Annotated in this window: 15 protein-coding genes and 1 tRNA gene; 8 read left to right on the forward strand and 8 right to left on the reverse strand. The window is 71.1% G+C overall.

The genetic code is table 11. The annotated features are described in order from the left end of the window. Positions 1-9: 9 nt before the first annotated feature. Entirely contained in the window at positions 10-1,026 is a 1,017-nt protein-coding gene (gene ssd, locus KCQ71_RS14355; RefSeq protein WP_223407035.1) for a septum site-determining protein Ssd, read from the reverse strand. Between the two features lie 405 nt (positions 1,027-1,431). Between ssd and KCQ71_RS14360 the strand changes: the two genes are divergently transcribed. The 4 genes from KCQ71_RS14360 to KCQ71_RS14375 all read left to right on the forward strand — a co-directional run bounded on the left by KCQ71_RS14360 (position 1,432) and on the right by KCQ71_RS14375 (position 6,621). After that, a complete protein-coding gene (locus KCQ71_RS14360) occupies positions 1,432-2,604 on the forward strand; it encodes a hypothetical protein (protein WP_223407357.1) in 1,173 nt (390 codons plus the stop codon). Between the two features lie 134 nt (positions 2,605-2,738). Continuing rightward, the gene (gene acs, locus KCQ71_RS14365; RefSeq protein ID WP_223407037.1) at positions 2,739-4,748 is read left to right on the forward strand and encodes an acetate--CoA ligase; all 2,010 of its coding nucleotides are present in this window, start codon (positions 2,739-2,741) and stop codon (positions 4,746-4,748) included. 155 nt (positions 4,749-4,903) lie between these two features. Beyond that, positions 4,904-5,776 (forward strand): alpha/beta fold hydrolase, encoded by an 873-nt coding sequence (locus KCQ71_RS14370; RefSeq protein WP_249423031.1) that lies wholly within the window; start codon positions 4,904-4,906, stop codon positions 5,774-5,776. A gap of 167 nt (positions 5,777-5,943) precedes the next feature. Then, positions 5,944-6,621 (forward strand): Crp/Fnr family transcriptional regulator, encoded by a 678-nt coding sequence (locus KCQ71_RS14375; protein ID WP_223407041.1) that lies wholly within the window; start codon positions 5,944-5,946, stop codon positions 6,619-6,621. 64 nt (positions 6,622-6,685) lie between these two features. On the opposite strand, the gene KCQ71_RS14380 is transcribed toward KCQ71_RS14375, so the two are convergent. The 4 genes from KCQ71_RS14380 to KCQ71_RS14395 all read right to left on the reverse strand — a co-directional run bounded on the left by KCQ71_RS14380 (position 6,686) and on the right by KCQ71_RS14395 (position 8,897). Beyond that, complete coding sequence (locus KCQ71_RS14380) at positions 6,686-7,651, reverse strand: type IV toxin-antitoxin system AbiEi family antitoxin domain-containing protein (RefSeq protein ID WP_223407043.1); 966 nt, start codon at positions 7,649-7,651, stop codon at positions 6,686-6,688. A 243-nt stretch (positions 7,652-7,894) separates the two neighbouring features. Next, positions 7,895-8,368 (reverse strand): RidA family protein, encoded by a 474-nt coding sequence (locus KCQ71_RS14385; protein WP_223407045.1) that lies wholly within the window; start codon positions 8,366-8,368, stop codon positions 7,895-7,897. Next, the gene (gene sp36, locus KCQ71_RS14390; protein WP_223407047.1) at positions 8,365-8,520 is read right to left on the reverse strand and encodes a Sp36 family protein; all 156 of its coding nucleotides are present in this window, start codon (positions 8,518-8,520) and stop codon (positions 8,365-8,367) included. The genes KCQ71_RS14385 and sp36 overlap by 4 nt, the downstream gene beginning before the upstream one ends. A 17-nt stretch (positions 8,521-8,537) precedes the next feature. Continuing rightward, positions 8,538-8,897, reverse strand: a complete 360-nt coding sequence (locus KCQ71_RS14395; RefSeq protein ID WP_372454028.1) for a WhiB family transcriptional regulator — start codon at positions 8,895-8,897, stop codon at positions 8,538-8,540. A gap of 340 nt (positions 8,898-9,237) precedes the next feature. On the opposite strand from KCQ71_RS14395, the gene KCQ71_RS14400 reads away from it, so the two are divergent. Beyond that, the gene (locus KCQ71_RS14400) at positions 9,238-11,694 is read left to right on the forward strand and encodes a penicillin-binding protein (protein WP_223407049.1); all 2,457 of its coding nucleotides are present in this window, start codon (positions 9,238-9,240) and stop codon (positions 11,692-11,694) included. Between the two features lie 45 nt (positions 11,695-11,739). Continuing rightward, a complete protein-coding gene (locus KCQ71_RS14405; RefSeq protein ID WP_223407051.1) occupies positions 11,740-12,690 on the forward strand; it encodes a metallophosphoesterase in 951 nt (316 codons plus the stop codon). A 28-nt stretch (positions 12,691-12,718) separates the two neighbouring features. Here KCQ71_RS14405 and KCQ71_RS14410 read toward each other — a convergent pair whose 3' ends face one another. After that, positions 12,719-13,054, reverse strand: coding sequence for a hypothetical protein (locus tag KCQ71_RS14410; protein ID WP_223407053.1), 336 nt, complete (start codon positions 13,052-13,054; stop codon positions 12,719-12,721). A 213-nt stretch (positions 13,055-13,267) separates the two neighbouring features. Between KCQ71_RS14410 and KCQ71_RS14415 the strand changes: the two genes are divergently transcribed. Continuing rightward, positions 13,268-13,341, forward strand: a tRNA-Pro gene (locus KCQ71_RS14415). Positions 13,342-13,424: 83 nt separating this feature from the next. On the opposite strand, the gene KCQ71_RS14420 is transcribed toward KCQ71_RS14415, so the two are convergent. Then, complete coding sequence (locus tag KCQ71_RS14420) at positions 13,425-14,723, reverse strand: uracil-xanthine permease family protein (RefSeq protein ID WP_223407055.1); 1,299 nt, start codon at positions 14,721-14,723, stop codon at positions 13,425-13,427. Positions 14,724-14,863: 140 nt separating this feature from the next. On the opposite strand from KCQ71_RS14420, the gene KCQ71_RS14425 reads away from it, so the two are divergent. Continuing rightward, on the forward strand, positions 14,864-15,349 hold the full coding sequence (locus tag KCQ71_RS14425; protein ID WP_223407057.1) for an NUDIX hydrolase: 486 nt from the start codon (positions 14,864-14,866) through the stop codon (positions 15,347-15,349). 102 nt (positions 15,350-15,451) lie between these two features. On the opposite strand, the gene KCQ71_RS14430 is transcribed toward KCQ71_RS14425, so the two are convergent. Next, positions 15,452-16,519 carry a 3-deoxy-7-phosphoheptulonate synthase gene (locus KCQ71_RS14430; protein WP_223407059.1) on the reverse strand — a complete coding sequence of 356 codons (1,068 nt, stop codon included), beginning with the start codon at positions 16,517-16,519 and terminating at the stop codon, positions 15,452-15,454. Positions 16,520-16,560 lie beyond the last annotated feature (41 nt).

Below are 16,560 nucleotides of genomic sequence, written 5' to 3' on the forward strand. Positions count from 1 at the left end.
GGATGCCGTTCAGTCGGCGAGGCCGAGGGCGCCGACGAGGGTGCGCGCGCCGCGGATCAACGGGCCCCGTCTCTGCTCCCCCGGCGCGACACCCCGTTCGACGGCGGCCGCGAGGGACCGTTCGGGGCGCATGGTCAGCTCCAGCGGCAGCTCGCAGGCCTGGGCGATCTCCTGGGCGGTCAGCCCGCCCGGCGCCGGCCCCCGGACCACCAGGCGCACGTCCGCGCCGGCAAGCGCGCGGGCCAGCACCTGCGCACCCGCGGCGGATACGACGTCACAGGTCGCGGCCACGAGCACGACGTCACAGAAGGGCACCCAGTGGGCCTCACCGGACTCGGCCGCACCCCGGGCGAGATCGAGGACGAGGACGTCGTGCCCGGCGGCAAGCGCCTCGAGCACGGGGATCTCCGCCCCCTGCGACGGACCGCCCCGCCAGTCCGCGGAGAGCACGTGCACTCCGTGCCACACCGGGAGCGCCACGGAGAGCGACTCGGAGTCGAAGCCGCCCCGGTCACCAGCGAGGTCGCCCCAGCGGACGCCGCCCTCGTGCTCGATGCCCAGGATCAGCTCCACGCCCGCCCCGGTCAGGTCCAGGTCCGCGAGGGCCACGCCCAGCCCGGCATCCGCGCAGGCCCGGGCCAGCGCGGTGGCCAGCGCCGAGGTGCCCACGCCGCCGCGGGCACCGATCACGCCCACCACCTGCGCGCGCCGTGTCCGGGTACCGGCACGCGCCCGGGCGAGCACCTGCTCGGCCGCACCCGGCAGCACGAGGCACGCTCCGCCGTCGGGCGCGGTTGCCCCAGGCACCACGCTCACCCACGCGGACCGGTGCCGGACCTCGGTCCACGACGGGTCCTGCGGGCCCCACTCGGTGGCACTGTCCAGTAGCAGACCGGCCTCCGGCGGACCGGCGGCCGGCGGGTGGATCGCCAGGGGCACCCCGGCGAGCGAGGTCACGGCCCGCACCTCCTCGATCAGGGCGGCGTCGGCCGAACGCAGGGCGATGATCGGTTGCTCCAGGGACACCGTGACTCCTCGGGTCGGGCCTTGAGCGTGCCCCGCACGGCCGCGCCCCCGGCTGCTCAGCGCGCCCCGTTGTGGACGGTGAGGGGTTGAGGCCTCGCCTGTGGACACGGATGCCGATCCCTTCCCAACCCCGGCAGGAGGGAGTAGAAATGGAGGACAACTCCAGCAGCGGCGAGTACCCACGCGCGATAGGTCCACGAATAGGACCGGGCGACCGGGATCCGTCCCGTAGCGACCCGCACCGGAAATGCACGCTTGATCGCTCGTACGCCACTGAAGGTGACAACGGCGCCCAAGGGGCGCCGTTGTTGCGTGATTCCGGTGCCGGCCCGGTTCGGCGCGCCCTCCGGATCCGCGCCGTCCGCATCGCTACGGTGACTCCACACGACGATCTTGGAGGATCCAGTGAGCACCGACCCGCCCAGTACCGGTGACAAGGACGAGGTGAACCCCGCGCCCGCCGACGACACCGCCGTGACTCCAGACGCGCCCGCGCAGGGCGGCGTGCTGCCCAGCCCGTCGGGGGACGCCGGTCCAGCGGGGCCCGCCGGCTCCTCGGACCCCGCCGCTGCCCCTCTCGAGGAGCCCGTCGCGCCGGTCTCCGAGACCGACCTTGCCGATGAACCCACGGCGGCCGGGACCGACCTGCCCGCCGCCGAACCGGTGACGGCCGCCGGGACCGACCTGCCCGCCGCGACCGAGTCCCCCACCGCCACGACCAGCCACGTCGAGGACACCCCTCGGGCCCTCGACGCCGACGAACCCCTGGAGGACGACGTGCCCCCTGCCCCCACCCGCGAGGAGGACGAGGCGATCCGCGCCGAGCGAGCACGCCGGTTCGGCCGCCCGTCCGGCGAGAGCGCCGCATCCGCCGACGAGGCCGGCACGACCGCTGCCGGCACCACGGCCGGGACGACCTCGACCGACGCCACGGGCACCGATGCCGGACCGAGCACAGTCGCGGCCGGCACCGCTGCCGGTGTGGCCGCCGGGTCCGCCACCGAGACAGACACCCCGGCCCCGGTGACACCGTCCGAGACCGCGGCCCGCGGCGCCGATGACCCCTTCGAGGACTGGGACGACGGCCCGCAGTCCCGCACGAGCGCGCACTGGTGGGGCATCCTCATCGCCGTCGTGTTCACCCCGGTCGCGTGGTACCTCATCGCCGATGGCGGTGACCGCATCGCGCACGCACAGAACACGAATCTCGACCAGATCAACGTGGCCGGGTTCATCGAGCTCGGCGGGGGCATCCTCGCCCTCGTCGCGCTCTTCATCGCGGCCCGCTGGTCCTCGGTGGGCTCGATCATCATGGGTTCGGTCGGCGTCGTGGTCGGCGCCGCGTTCCTCGCCGTGCCCCGCTTCGTGATGGACCTCCTGGACGAGCAGGCCGCCCCGGTCTTCGATCGGCTCGGGCAGTTCGGCACGAACATCTACGACCACCTCCTGTCCGACGGCCAGACCGGTCGCCTCGTGGCCTACGGCATCGTCCTGATCTTCACCGGCGTGGTCTCCCACGGCGCCCGCCGACAGGGTCGCCGCGAAGAACGACGCAAGACCGCCGCCGGGCTCGACTGATCCCCACCGACCCCACGGGGCGGTCCGGTGCCTCGGCGCCGGGCCGCCCCGTTCGTCGTCGTCCCGCAGTTGGGACCGGCCTGCCGGTGCCCGCGCGATGGGCATAGGCTGACCCGCGAAACCATGCACCGTCGATGTTGCTCGGAGGAACCGTGACGGACCAGCACAACCCCGCCCTGGAGAACCTGCTCTCGGAGACGCGGTCGTTCCCGCCGGATGAGGAGTTCGCCGCGCAGGCGAATGCGCAGCCGGAGTTGTACGACCGCGCGGCCGCGGACCGGCTCGGGTTCTGGGCCGATCAGGCGAACACGTATCTGACCTGGTCCAAGCCGTTCACCGAGGTCCTCGATTTCTCCGGCGCCCCGACGGCCCGCTGGTTCGCCGACGGTCAGCTCAACGCCGCCTACAACGCGGTCGACCGGCACGTCGAGGCGGGCAACGGGGACCGGGTCGCGATCCTGTTCGAGGGCGAACCGGGCGATACCCGCACGCTCACCTACGCCGACCTCAAGGACGAGGTCTCCCGGGCCGCGAACGCCCTCGAGGCGCTCGGGGTCCAGACCGGCGACCGGGTCGCCATCTACCTGCCGATGATCCCCGAGGCCGTCATCGCGATGCTCGCCTGCGCCCGGATCGGGGCCACCCACTCGGTGGTCTTCGGCGGCTTCTCCGCCGAGGCCCTGTACTCCCGGATCACCGACGCCGACGCGAAACTGGTCATCACCAGCGACGGCGGCTACCGCCGCGGCAAGCCCAGCGCCCTCAAGCCGGCCGTCGACGACGCCCTCACCAAGGGTGAGACGAACGTCGCGCACGTGCTCGTGGTGCGCCGCACCGAACAGGACGTCGCGTGGACGCAGGGCCGCGACGTCTGGTGGCACGACGCGCTCGCCGACGCCTCACCCGAGCACACCCCGGTCCCGGTGGACGCCGAGCACCCGCTGTTCATCCTCTACACCTCCGGCACCACCGGAAAGCCCAAGGGCATCCTGCACACCACCGGCGGCTACCTGACCCAGGCCGCCTACACCCACTCGGTCGTCTTCGACCTCAAACCCGACACCGACGTGTACTGGTGCACGGCCGACGTCGGCTGGGTCACCGGGCACTCCTACGTCACCTACGGCCCGCTCATCAACGGCGCCACCCAGGTCCTCTACGAGGGCACCCCGGACACCCCGCACAAGGGCCGCTGGTGGGAGATCATCGCCAAGTACAAGGTCACCATCCTCTACACCGCACCCACCGCGATCCGCACCTGCATGAAATGGGGCGAACAGATCCCCGCCGAGTTCGACCTGAGTTCCCTGCGTGTGCTGGGCAGTGTCGGTGAGCCGATCAACCCCGAAGCATGGATGTGGTACCGCCGCGTCATCGGCGCCGACCGCACCCCGATCGTGGACACCTGGTGGCAGACCGAGACCGGCGCGATCATGATCTCCCCGCTGCCCGGCGTCACCGCCGCCAAGCCCGGCTCGGCACAGACCCCACTACCGGGCATCAGCGCCGACATCTGGAACGACGCCGGCGAGCCCGTCGGCAACGGCGGCGGCGGATACCTCGTCCTGGACGAACCCTGGCCCTCGATGCTGCGCGGCATCTGGGGCGACGAGGAACGCTTCAAGGACACCTACTGGTCCCGCTTCCCCGGCACCTACTTCGCCGGCGACGGCGCCAAATACGACGACGAGGGCAACATCTGGCTCCTCGGCCGCGTCGACGACGTCATGAACGTCTCCGGCCACCGCCTCTCCACCACCGAGATCGAATCCGCGCTCGTCTCCCACGACTGGGTCGCCGAAGCCGCCGTCGTGGGCGCCTCCGACGACACCACCGGCCAAGCCGTCGTCGCGTTCGTCATCCTGCGCGGCGACGTCGTCGAACGCGCCGACGAGATCGGCGAGGGCCACGACGTCGTCGCCGAACTACGCAACCACGTCGCCAAAGAAATCGGTCCGATCGCCAAACCCCGCTCCATCCTCGTCGTCGCCGAACTCCCCAAAACCCGATCCGGCAAGATCATGCGCCGCCTCCTACGAGACGTCGCCGAACACCGCCCCGTCGGAGACGTCACCACCCTCGCCGACACCTCGGTCATGGACCTCATCTCCACCGGCCTGAACGCCGCCCCCGCCGCCGACTGACCGACCCCGGCAGGCCGGGCGTTCACGATCTCGCTCATGACTCACGTCGTGGGCGAGATCGTGAGCACCCACCTGGCGCGGCGTTGGGGGTAGCCTCAGGACCCGTGACCGTCGACCCCTCGATCATCCTCGGCGAGGGCCCCTGGACCCACCGGATGGTCGCCGCCAACGGCGGCCGGTTCCACGTGGCGCTGGCCGGCCCCGACGACGGTGAGGCCCCCCTGGTGGTACTGCTGCATGCCTTCCCGCAGTTCTGGTGGGCCTGGCGTGCGCAGCTGCCGATCCTCGCCGAAGCCGGCTATCGGGTCGCGGCGATGGACCTGCGCGGCTTCGCCGGCTCGGACAAGCCGCCGTCGGGACATGACACCCCCTCGATGGTCGCGGACGTGAGTGGCGTGATCCGGTCCCTGGGCGCCACGGAGGCCGTGGTCGTGGGACACGGCATCGGTGGCCAGGTCGCCTGGTCGATGCCGAGCATGGCGCCGCGCGTCACCCGGGCCATCGGCGTGGTGGGCGCGCCGCACCCCGTGTTCCTGCACTCGGTGTCCCATCGCGCGGCGCCTGCCGGGACGATCGGCAGGCTCGCCAAGTTCCAGGTGCCGTGGTTCCCGGAGCACTCGCTCACCCGCGGCGACCTCGTCGCGCGACTGCTGCGCGCGTGGGGGGCACCCGGCTGGGAGAGCCCGGACGTCGATCTGTACACGGATGCGATGCGGCTGCCGTTCGTGGCCCACAGCGCGATGGAGCAGATCCGCTGGCTGGTGCGCTCAACGCCGCGCACCGACGGCCGCCGGTTCAGGTCCGCGGTCTCCGCCCCGGTGGGGGTGCCGGTGCTGTCCCTGCACGGCGCCAAGGACGGAAACCTGCCCCCACGCGCCTGCCGGCGCGACGGCGAGATGGTCACCGCCCGGTACAGCCGGGTAGTGGTCGACGGCGCAGGTCATTTCCTGCCGGAGGAGTCACCTGAGGAGGTGGGTGAGCTGTTGCTCGCCTGGCTCGCTGAGCTGCCCGGAACCGACCCGCGCTGACCTGGGCACGCCCCGCCGCGACGGTGGCGTTGGCGGTGCGCCAACAACCGCCCTAATGTGGCGCACGGACACGCTGGGCCTGTCACGGTCTGCCCCAAGGCTTGGCGGGTGGCAGACTGTGGTTTACCTCACACGCCTGCCCGGTGGGCAACGAACAGGGAGATTCGATGAACGAGACCGTGGTCCGTACCGCACCGCTCTTCGCCGAACTGAGCGACGAGAGCTATCTCGCGGTGCGGGAGCGGATGGAGGCCCTGACGTTCCGGCGCGGCGAGGAGATCTTCCACGAGGCGTCGGCCGGGGACCGGCTCTACGTGATCGGCTCCGGCAAGGTGAAGCTCGGTCACATGGCCCCGGACGGCCGCGAGCACCTGCTGGCCATCCTCGGCCCGGGAGAGATCCTCGGTGAGGTCTCGCTCTACGACCCGGGCCCCCGCACCGCCACGGCCACGGCGCTGGCGACCACCGAGATGGTCGAGCTGAGCCATCAGGGGCTGCTGCAGATCCTCGACGCTCGCCCCGAGGTGTCCCAGCACCTGCTCCGGTCGCTGGCCCTGCGCCTGCGCCGCACGAACGACAAGGTCGCGGACCTGATCTTCTCCGACGTGCCGGGCCGCGTCGCGAAGGCCCTGCTGGACCTGGGCCGCCGGTTCGGTGAACGCACGGACGCCGGGCTGAAGGTCACGCACGACCTCACCCAGGAGGAACTTGCCCAGTTGGTGGGCGCGACCCGTGAGACCGTGAACAAGGCCCTGGCCGAGTTCTCCTCGCGGGGCTGGCTGCAGCTGCAGGGCCGGTCCGTCATCCTCATCGACATCGACCGGCTCACCCACCGCGGTCGCTGACCCCCACCCCGGACCACCCCGGCCCCGACCCCACACCAGTCACCGATCGCGCGGAAACCCTCGGTCAACTCGCGTGCGACCGAGGGGTTGCGCGCACTCGGCCCAGTGCGGCGGCGACCTGGCGTGGGATGAGCGTCGGCTGATGGACATCGGCGGCGGTGAATCGCAGGATCACCGTGTCCGTGCGAGACGCCAAGGCGTTCTGCCGGGCCCGGTCGCGGAACTGCGCCTCGGGAGCCGAGTGGATCGCGACACCGTCGATCTCGACCAGAACCCACGAGCCGTCCTCGCGGAGCCAGCCCATGTCGCCTCGAGCGATGAAGGCACCGCGTGAGTCGGTGACCACCACTTGAAGGTCATCCGGCCGGAGACGGGCGTCCACGCAGACCAATCTGGCACGCGTCTCGAGCGGCGACTCGGCCCGGCCGTCCACCAGGTCCCACCACGGAGCGAGTCTCGCGGCGCCTCGCCTGCCGCGAACCCGACGGCGGACCTCGGCGAGACCCTCTGCGTCGAGTTGGCGGCGGAACAGGGTCGAGTCGAGCACGGCAACCGCGGTCTCCCGGTCCATCTCAGGCAACGCCTGGACCAGTGCGGAGCGAAGGTCGGCCACGGCCCGCCCGCGCAGCCTGGCGACCCGAAACCCCTGATCGAACCGGCGGACCCGGATCGACGCAGGGCCGCGGTTCCCGCGGGCCCCCGGCAAGCTCACCTCGGGTGTGATCCGGGCCGGCAGACCCCACACCTCGTGGAGCGCGAGGGCGCACATGCCAACAGCGATCGCGTCCGGGCCGGCACCCAGCAGTCCGAGCCACGCAGCACGGCGTCGCTGGTGATCGTGAAGGTCGCCGATCGCGGGCTCACCGCAGTCATACACACCCCGCACGAGGCGACGCCACAACCCACTGCGCACAAGATTGGCGATCCGCAGTTCGGAGATACCGAGGCGTGCGCACTGTGCGGTGGTGATCAGCCCCGCCTGCCCGCGCGCGACCCGTAGCGCGGACTCCGGTTGCCTGACACCTGCCATGCACCCAGCACACCATCGTCCGGGCACTACCGACGTGCCCCTGTGGACAACGCCGACCAGCGCCGGCTCGCCGCCCATCCCCGGCGGCCCCCGTACCGTCCCGCAGGGCTCGGCGAGCGCGCAGTTGTCACGTTCCAGGCCGACGGGAACAGAGGGCAACAGCGCGCTCGACCGAGGCGGGCGGACAGCCGGGGGCAGCCGGGTGGGTGGACAGGCGGGTGGGTGGTCCCGGCCGTCCAATCGTCAGTCGGGCAGGACCTCGACGGTCAGTTCGACCTCGACGGGGGCGTCGAGCGGGAGGACCGCAACGCCGACGGCGGAGCGTGCGTGCACGCCCGCGTCACCGAAGATCTCCTGGAGCACGTTCGAGGCACCGTTGATCACGCCGGGCTGGCCCGTGAAGGAGGGGTCGGAGGCGACGAACCCGACGACCTTGACCACGCGGACGATCCGGTCCACCCCGCCGACCAGCGCCACCACGGCGGCCAGGCCATTGAGAGCGGCGACCCGAGCGAGCGCGGTCGCGTCGGCCGGGCTGACGAGCCCGTCGGCCTCGCCGACCTTGCCCGTGTGGGCCATCACGCCGTCGACCATGGGCAACTGCCCCGACGTGTGCACCAGGTCACCCTGGCGCAGCGCCGGCACGTACGACGCGACCGGTGGGACGACGTCGGGCAGCGCGATCCCGAGCTCGGCGAGGCGCGCCGATGCGCTCACGCCTTCTCCCGCTTCAGATAGGCGACCAGTCCCTGACCATCAGGACCGGGCACCACCTGAACGAGTTCCCACCCGTCGGAGCCCCACTGGTCGAGGATCGCCTTCGTCGAGTGGATGATCAGCGGAATGGTCGCGTACTCCCAAGTAGCCATGCCGCTGATCCTAGGCTCTAGTTGTTGCGCGGATCGACCCCTCGGCGCGGCTTCGTCGCCGGCCACTTCTGGCTGATCAGTTCGTTGATGGCGTTGCGATCCGTGTCCGCCAGTGCCATCCGCCAGGACTCCACCGTGGGTGCGCGGCGCAACAGCGCGCGGCGCTCCCGCTCGGTCATGCCGCCCCAGACACCGAACTGGATCCGGTTGTCCAACGCGTCGACCAAGCACTCCAGGCGAACGGTGCAGGAGAAGCACACCTCCCGTGCCTGCCGCTGTGCCGCGCCCTGCACGAAGAGGTCATCGGGTGACTTCTGCGCACACGCCGCCTGCAGCGTCCAACTCTCATCAAAACGTACGTCCACAATGACCTCCACGACGAGACTGCCTGCCAGTCACCCGACAGGAGGGCCGTCGTCCCTGAAAAAATACAAGGACTTCGAGCGCTCCCCCTATGTGCGGAGTTATACACCTCCGCACGGACAAAAGACAGTCCCCACCGACCTGCGGACCGAACCGGTTCGGCAGGCGGTCGCACTCGGGCCTGTCCGGTTCGGCCCTGGCCGCGGATGCCCGGGCCATCGGGCGTGAGTGGGGACGGTCCTTCGATGGTGCCCCGGCCGTGTCCGGTTCCCCGAATGTGCGTGCGCAGGCGCGGCGTGCGCCGCGATGCGCGGAAGGGTGGCCACACCCGGAGCACAACGTATCCTAGAACGCATGGCACCTCCTCCCCGGTCGACTTCGCGCGCCGTCAACGCGGCACAACTGGTCTCCCTGTTTCTCGCGTTCCTCCTGGTCGCGGGGGTCGGTGGCGTCCTCTCGGCCGGCTTCATGATGCCGTTCGTGACGGCGGTCGGCGCGACCACCGAGGCCTCTACCCGGCTGTTCGACGAGCTGCCGACGGAGCTGGGCTCGGAGGAGCTGTCCGAGCAGACCGTGATGAACGCCGCGGACGGGACCCGGCTGGCCACGTTCTTCCTCGAGAACCGGGTCGTGGTGCCGCTGTCCGAGATCTCGCCGTACATGGGTGCGGCCGTGATCGCGGTCGAGGACCAGCGCTACTACGAGCACGGCGGCGTGGACCCGGAAGGTCTCTTCCGGGCCGCAGTGCAGACCTTGACCGGTGGCGGGCTGCAGGGTGGCTCGACCCTGACCCAGCAGTACGTGAAGAACGTGCTCATTGAGGCCGGCCGGAACGCGAACGACCCGGCGGCCATCGAGGCCGCGCGGGAGAGCACCATCGGCCGCAAGCTCCGCGAGGCCAAGCTGGCGATCGCGCTGGAGCAGGTCCGCACGAAGGACGAGATTCTCGAGGGATACCTCAACATCGCGCAGTTCGGCCCGTCCCAGTACGGCGTCGAGGCCGCCGCCCAGTACTTCTTCTCGATCAGCGCCGCCGAGCTCAGCCTCGGGCAGTCCGCGATGCTCGCCCGGATCACGCAGAACCCGGCGAAGTGGAATCCGGTCAACAACCCGGAGACAGCGGAGGCGGGTCGCAACACCGTGCTCGGGCTGATGCTCGCCCAGGGAAAGATCACGCAGGAGGAGTACGACGTCGCCGTGGCGCAGCCCATCGCGGACATGATGAACGTCTCGAACACCCCGGTCGGCTGCTCGAACGCCGGCACCGCCGCGTACTTCTGCGACTACGTCAAGTCCGAGATCCTGAACAACCCGATCTTCGGCGAGACCCAGGCGGAGCGGTACCAGTTGCTGGTGCGCGGTGGGCTGACCATCAACACCACGATCAATCTCTCGATGCAGGCGCAGGCCTACGCCTCCCTCGTGGACGCGATCCCCGTCGATGACCCCTCCGGGGTCTCCACCGCCGTCTCCACGGTGCAGCCCAACACCGGCCAGATCCTCGCGATGGCGCAGAACACCCTCTATGGCAAACCCACGGAAGGCGCCTCCAGAACCACCGAGGTGAACTTCAACGCGGACACCAGATACGGCGGCTCCCGCGGATTCCAGACCGGGTCGACGTTCAAGGCCTTCGTGCTGACGCAGTGGCTCATCGACGGGCACTCCCTCAACGACAGGGTGGACGGCTCCCAGGGCCAGAGCTTCCCGAAGAACTCATGGGAAACGTGTCTGCCCGAGTACATCGACAGCAAACCCTACGAACCGAGGAACCTCGAGGGCATCGGCAACGGTCCGATGACCGTGCTCGCGGCCACCGAGCAGTCCGTGAACACCGCGTTCGTGAACATGGCGAACCAGATGAACCTCTGCGACCTCGCGAACACCGTGCAGGGCATGGGCGTGCACCACGCGACGCTGGCGCCCGGCACCACGTTCGACAACGGTTTCGAACTGAACGTGCTCCCGTCCATGTCGCTCGGCGCGAACGAACTGGCGCCGCTGACGATGGCCGCCGCGTTCGCGACCTACGCCTCCGGCGGCGTGTACTGCGAGCCGATCGCGATCCTGTCCATCCAGAACTCGGACGGCGAGGAGCTCCCGGTCCCGCCGCAGACCTGCTCGCAGGCGCTCGAGCCGAACATCGCGAACGCCATGAACTACGCGCTCGGCCAGGTCGTCGCGGACGGCACCGGCCGGCCGAGCCGGCTCTCGGACCGCCCCTCCGCCGGTAAGACCGGAACGGCGAACGACGACTCCGCGGCCTGGTTCGTCGGATACGTGCCCCAGCTCGCGTCGGCCGTCTGGGTCGGCTTCTCCGAGGGCACCGTGTCGATGCAGAACATCCGCATCAACGGCCAGTGGCACCGGTACGTCTACGGTGGCGCGATGGCCGCCCCGATCTGGCAGAACTACATGAATCAGGCCGTCCAAGGGTTGCCCGTGCAGACCTTCGCCGAGGCGGGCGACCGCGAGATCTACGGTGAACGCCGCCCCGTGCCGAGCGTGGCCGGACGATCCGTGGCCGACGCCACGTCGATCCTCGAGGGCGCCGGCTTCACGGTGCGGACCGGGTCCACGGCTGCAGACGACAGCGTGCCGGCCGGGTCGGTCATCGGCACCTCGCCCGGCCCGAACAACCTGGTCACGCCGGGCAGCGCCGTGACGCTGACCATCAGCAGCGGCCCCGCGCCCGAGCCACCCGCCAGTCCGACGCCCGACGACGACGACGACGGCGGCGGCGGCGGCGGTCCGGGCAACGGTAACGGCGGCGGCAATGGCGGCGGTAACGGCAACGGCAACGATGACTGATCGCCCGCGCTACCCGGGGACGCTCTGAGCACCACGGGCGCGGCCGTGCGCCGCGCCATCGGGATCGGTGCCCTCGGTGCCGCAGCGGGGCTCAGCTGGGCCCTGCTCGAGGCGCAGGCGTACACGCTGCGCCGGGTCACCGCGACCGTTCTGCCGGCCGGGGCACGGGACGTACGGGTGCTGCACATCTCGGACCTGCACCTGCTCCCGAGTCAACGGCGCAAGGTGGAGTGGCTGCGCGCCCTCGCGGACCTGCGCCCGGATCTGGTCGTCAACACCGGCGACAACATGGCCCACCGGGACTCGATGCCCGCGGTGCTGGAGGCCCTGGCGCCGCTGCTGAAGGTGCCCGGTGCCTTCGTGATGGGCTCCAACGACTACTACGAACCGGTACGGCGCAACCCCGCCCGCTACCTGCGTGACGACCCCCGGAACCCGGATGCCCCCGAGGCGCCGCCGCTGCCCGCCCGGGCGCTCGGCCAGGCGTTCAGCGCGGCCGGCTGGGCGGACCTGACCAACACCCGCGCGCAGGTCAGCGCGGGCGGCGTGACGTTCTCGTTCGTCGGGGTGGACGACCCGCACCTGGAGCGAGACCGCTTCCCGGCCGCCGGGTCCGGCGCCGGCGGCCCTCGCCGTTCCACCGCGGGTGAGCCCGTCGTACGGGTCGGCGTCACCCACGCGCCCTACGTGCGGATCCTCGACGCGATGCACGCGGACGGCTGCAGCCTCATCCTCGCGGGGCATACCCACGGCGGGCAGCTGTGCGTGCCCGGGTACGGCGCGCTCGTGACGAACTGCGACCTCGATCCGGGCCGTGCCAGTGGTCTGCACGGCTGGCCGGGCGTACGCCCGGACGTCGACGGCGGTGCCTCCGGGTCCTCCTGGCTGCACGTGAGCGCGGGGCTGGGTACGTCCCCGTTCACGCCGGTCCGGTTCGCGTGCCGCCCCGAGGCGACGCTGCTCACGCTGACCTCGGCGCGCGAACCCCGTAGTTAGTCCAGCGCAGCCTCGAGCTGGGCCCGATTCAGCGAAGAGGAATCGTGAAGGTCCGCTCACCGTTGTTGTCGCGGATCGTCACCTCGATCTGTTCGGCCTCACCCTCCGGGTCCTCGACCCGAACGGCGTGGTCGATGGCGAGACGGACGGCCTCGGGGTCCTCGGTCCGTAGGTCGATCACGACGACGACAGCGCTCGGCACCGCAGGTCCAAGCCACCCGGGCCGAAATCCCGTGGTCACGGACTCAACCGTCGGGGGCCAGTCCGGCTCGGCGGCCGGCTGCGGAAGCAACGAACGGATCGCCCAGGCCCCGAGCATCAAGGTGACGCCCACAACAAGCCCAGCAGCCACTGCGACAGCCACGACCCGCAAACCTCGCAGAGGGACGCCTCGGGCCGACACGATCTCCACGGTAGCGAGCACGGATGGTGGGCGTGTGGAGATCGAACGGACCTACAGAGGAGGTCGGATCCGCGCCGGGCGAGTGGACGAGCCCCGTGGCCCGGCGTGTGATCGTCCGCACACGAAGCCAGTTTCACTATGGGCCCCTGACTCCGCTATCCTGACTTGGCTCCCCGGGGTGTGGCGCAGCTTGGTAGCGCGCTTCGTTCGGGACGAAGAGGTCGCAGGTTCAAATCCTGTCACCCCGACAGATTGTCGCTCGGAGAGCAACGCGAAACAGGCCGGTCCCTCTCGGGGCCGGCCTGATTCGCGTGCGGTCCGCGACGCGGGGTCAGTGGCCGTCGACCGGCGCATCCGCACCGGTGGACACCGGCTCGACGGCGGTCCCCCGCCACCGGGAGATGGCACGCATCACGTGGTAGACGATCAGCGCGGAGGCGGTGCCGAGGGCGATCCCCTCGAACGTCAGCGAGCCGGCCACCCAGGTGTAGTTCGCGATGCCGACGATGAGCGCGATGCCGGCGGTGGTCAGGTTCACCGGGTCGGAGAAGTCGACCTTGGCCTGGACCCAGATGCGGGCGCCGAGCACGCCGATCATCCCGTAGAGCACCGTGGCCGCGCCGCCGAGCACACCCGCCGGGACCGTGTTGATGACCTCGCCGAACTTCGGGGACAGGCTGAGCACCAGCGCGAAGGTCGCGGCGGTCGCGTAGGCCGCGGTGGAGTACACCCGGGTGGCGGCCATGACGCCGATGTTCTCGGCGTAGGTCGTCGTCCCGGACCCTCCGCCGGCACCGGCCAGGGTGGTCGCGACGCCGTCGGCGATCAGCGCCCGCCCGGTGATCGCGTCGTAGTTGTCACCGGTCATCGCGGCGACCGACTTCACGTGCCCGACGTTCTCGGCGATCAGCACCAGCACCACCGGGATGAACAGGCCGAGCGTCGCCAGGTCGAACGTCGGCGTGGTGAACTGCGGCAGCCCGACCCAGGCCGCCTCCCCCACCTTGGTGAAATCGATCTCGCCCCGCCACACGGCCACGACGTATCCCACGAGCACGCCGAGCAGGACCGCGAGCCGCCCGAGGATGCCCCGGAACAGCACCGTGATCAGCACGATCGCCGCGATCGTGACGATGGCGGTCACCGGGGCCGCGGACACGTTGCCCCAGGCCGCCGGGGCGAGGTTGAAGCCGATCAGGGCGACGATCGTGCCCGTCACGACCGGCGGCATCACGACGTCGATCCAGCGCGCTCCGGCCACGTGCACCACGACGCCGACCAGCGCGAGCAGCACGCCGACCACGAGGATGCCGCCCAGCGCCGTCGACATGCCGTGCGTGCCCATCACGGCGCCGATCGGCGCGATGAACGCGAAACTCGAGCCGAGGTAGCTCGGCAGCCGGTTACCGGTGATCAGCAGGAACCCGAACGTCCCGATCGCGGAGAAGAACAAGGTCGTCGAAGGTGGGAACCCGGTGATCAGCGGCACCAGGAACGTCGCGCCGAACATCGCGACCACGTGCTGTGCGCCGATCCCGATCGTGCGCGGCCAGGACAGCCGCTGCCCGGGTCCGACCACCTCGCCCGGTCTGATCGTCCTGCCGTCTCGATACAACGTCCAACCCTGCACGGATGCTCCTCAGCGAAGTGTTCGGGCCACCGGCCGGGACCCGTCCGGCATCGTAGCGGCGCCACGAGGACCGGCCCGACGCCCGTTGCCCCGGTAGGCCGCGCGGAACGCGCACCTGTGCCCGTGGCAGGATCGGTGCCATGCCGATCCCCGACTTCGTCACGGACCTACGGCGGCACGTCGGGACCGAGCTCCTGTGGCTCTCCGGGGTGAGCGCGGTGGTGTTCGACGACGCCGACCGGGTCCTGCTCGGGCGCCGCAGCGACACCGGCCGGTGGGCCGTGATCAGCGGCATCCTCGACCCCGGCGAACAGCCCGCCCTCGCGGCCCTGCGCGAGGTCGCCGAGGAGACCGGCGTGAGCGCGCGGGTGGAGGCGCTGACGTCGGTGCGCACCGGCGCCGCGGTCACCTACCCGAACGGCGATCGTGCGCAGTACCTGGACCTGACGTTCTGGTGCCGGCACACGGGCGGCGAGGCCCACGTCGCGGACGACGAGTCCCTCGAGGTCGGCTGGTTCGCGGTGGATGCGCTGCCGGAGCCGCTCACCGACTCCAGCGCGCAGCGCATCGCGGACACGCTCGCCTACCGGGCCGACCCCTCGGCCGGACCCGCCTTCGAGCGGTGAGGCGACGCCGTCGCCGCAATGCCCGACGGCGTCACGCCGGTTCGTCCGTCGCCGCGCCGGGGCACGTGGCCGGGTCTCGCAGGCCGTCCCGACGGCGGAGCGTCAGTTCGCGCGCCGCCGCGCCGCCGCGGCGGCCAGGTTCCGGAGCACCGACTCGGTCGTGTCCCAGGACATGCAGGCATCCGTGACCGACTGGCCGTAGGTGAGCCCCGTCGACGCCGGCTCCTGCCGCCCGGCCACCAGGAAGCTCTCCAGCATCACCCCGGCCACACCGCGCTCCCCCGCCGCGACGATCTGCGCGATCTCCCGGGCCACCTCGGCCTGGCGGACGTGGTCCTTGCCACTGTTGCCGTGGCTGGCGTCCACCACGAGGCGCCGGGCCAGGCCGGACCGCTCGAGCACGTCGAGGGCGGCCGTGAGCGCGGGCGGGGCGTAGTTCGGTCCCCGTCGGCCGCCACGCAGGATCACGTGGGAGTCAGGGTTGCCCGCGGTGTTGACGACGGCGGCCCGGCCGGCCGCGTCCACGCCGAGGAAGGTCTGCGGTGCGGACGCGGCGACGCAACCGTCCGCGGCCACCTGGACGTCGCCGTCGGAGGAGTTCTTGAACCCGATCGGCATGGACAGCCCGGAGGCCAGCTGCCGATGCACCTGGGACTCGACCGTGCGCGCCCCGATCGCGCCGTAGCTGACGGTGTCCGCGATGTACTGCGGCGAGGTCGTCTCGAGGAACTCGCACCCGGCGCTCACGCCCGCGGCGAGCACGTCGAGCAGCACGGTGCGGGCCAGGCGCAGGCCACGCGGGATGTCGTAGCTGCCATCGAGCCCGGGGTCGTTGATCAGGCCCTTCCAGCCCGTGGTGGTGCGGGGCTTCTCGAAGTAGACCCGCATCACCACGTGCAGGTCGTCGCTCAGCTCCGCCGCGAGCGCGGAGAGCCGGTGGGCGTACTCCACTGCCGCGACCGGGTCGTGCACCGAGCACGGGCCGACCACCGCGAGCAGGCGGTCGTCCCGGCCGGCGAGGATGTCCTGCGTGTGTGCGCGGGAGCGGGCCACCAGGTCGGCGGTCGCGTCCGGCAGCGGCTGCTCGGCGAGCACCTCGCTCGGGGTCGGCAGCGGCTCCATGCGCAGCACGCGCAGGTCGTTCGTGCGTTCGGTCTGGATGGGGTTCATCTCCGGGGTGTCCTTCCGGTCCGGGCGGATCACCCCAGGTC

Origin of the sequence: Occultella gossypii (genome assembly GCF_019947135.1) — a bacterium.
In the GTDB taxonomy this organism is placed as follows: domain Bacteria; phylum Actinomycetota; class Actinomycetes; order Actinomycetales; family Beutenbergiaceae; genus Occultella; species Occultella gossypii.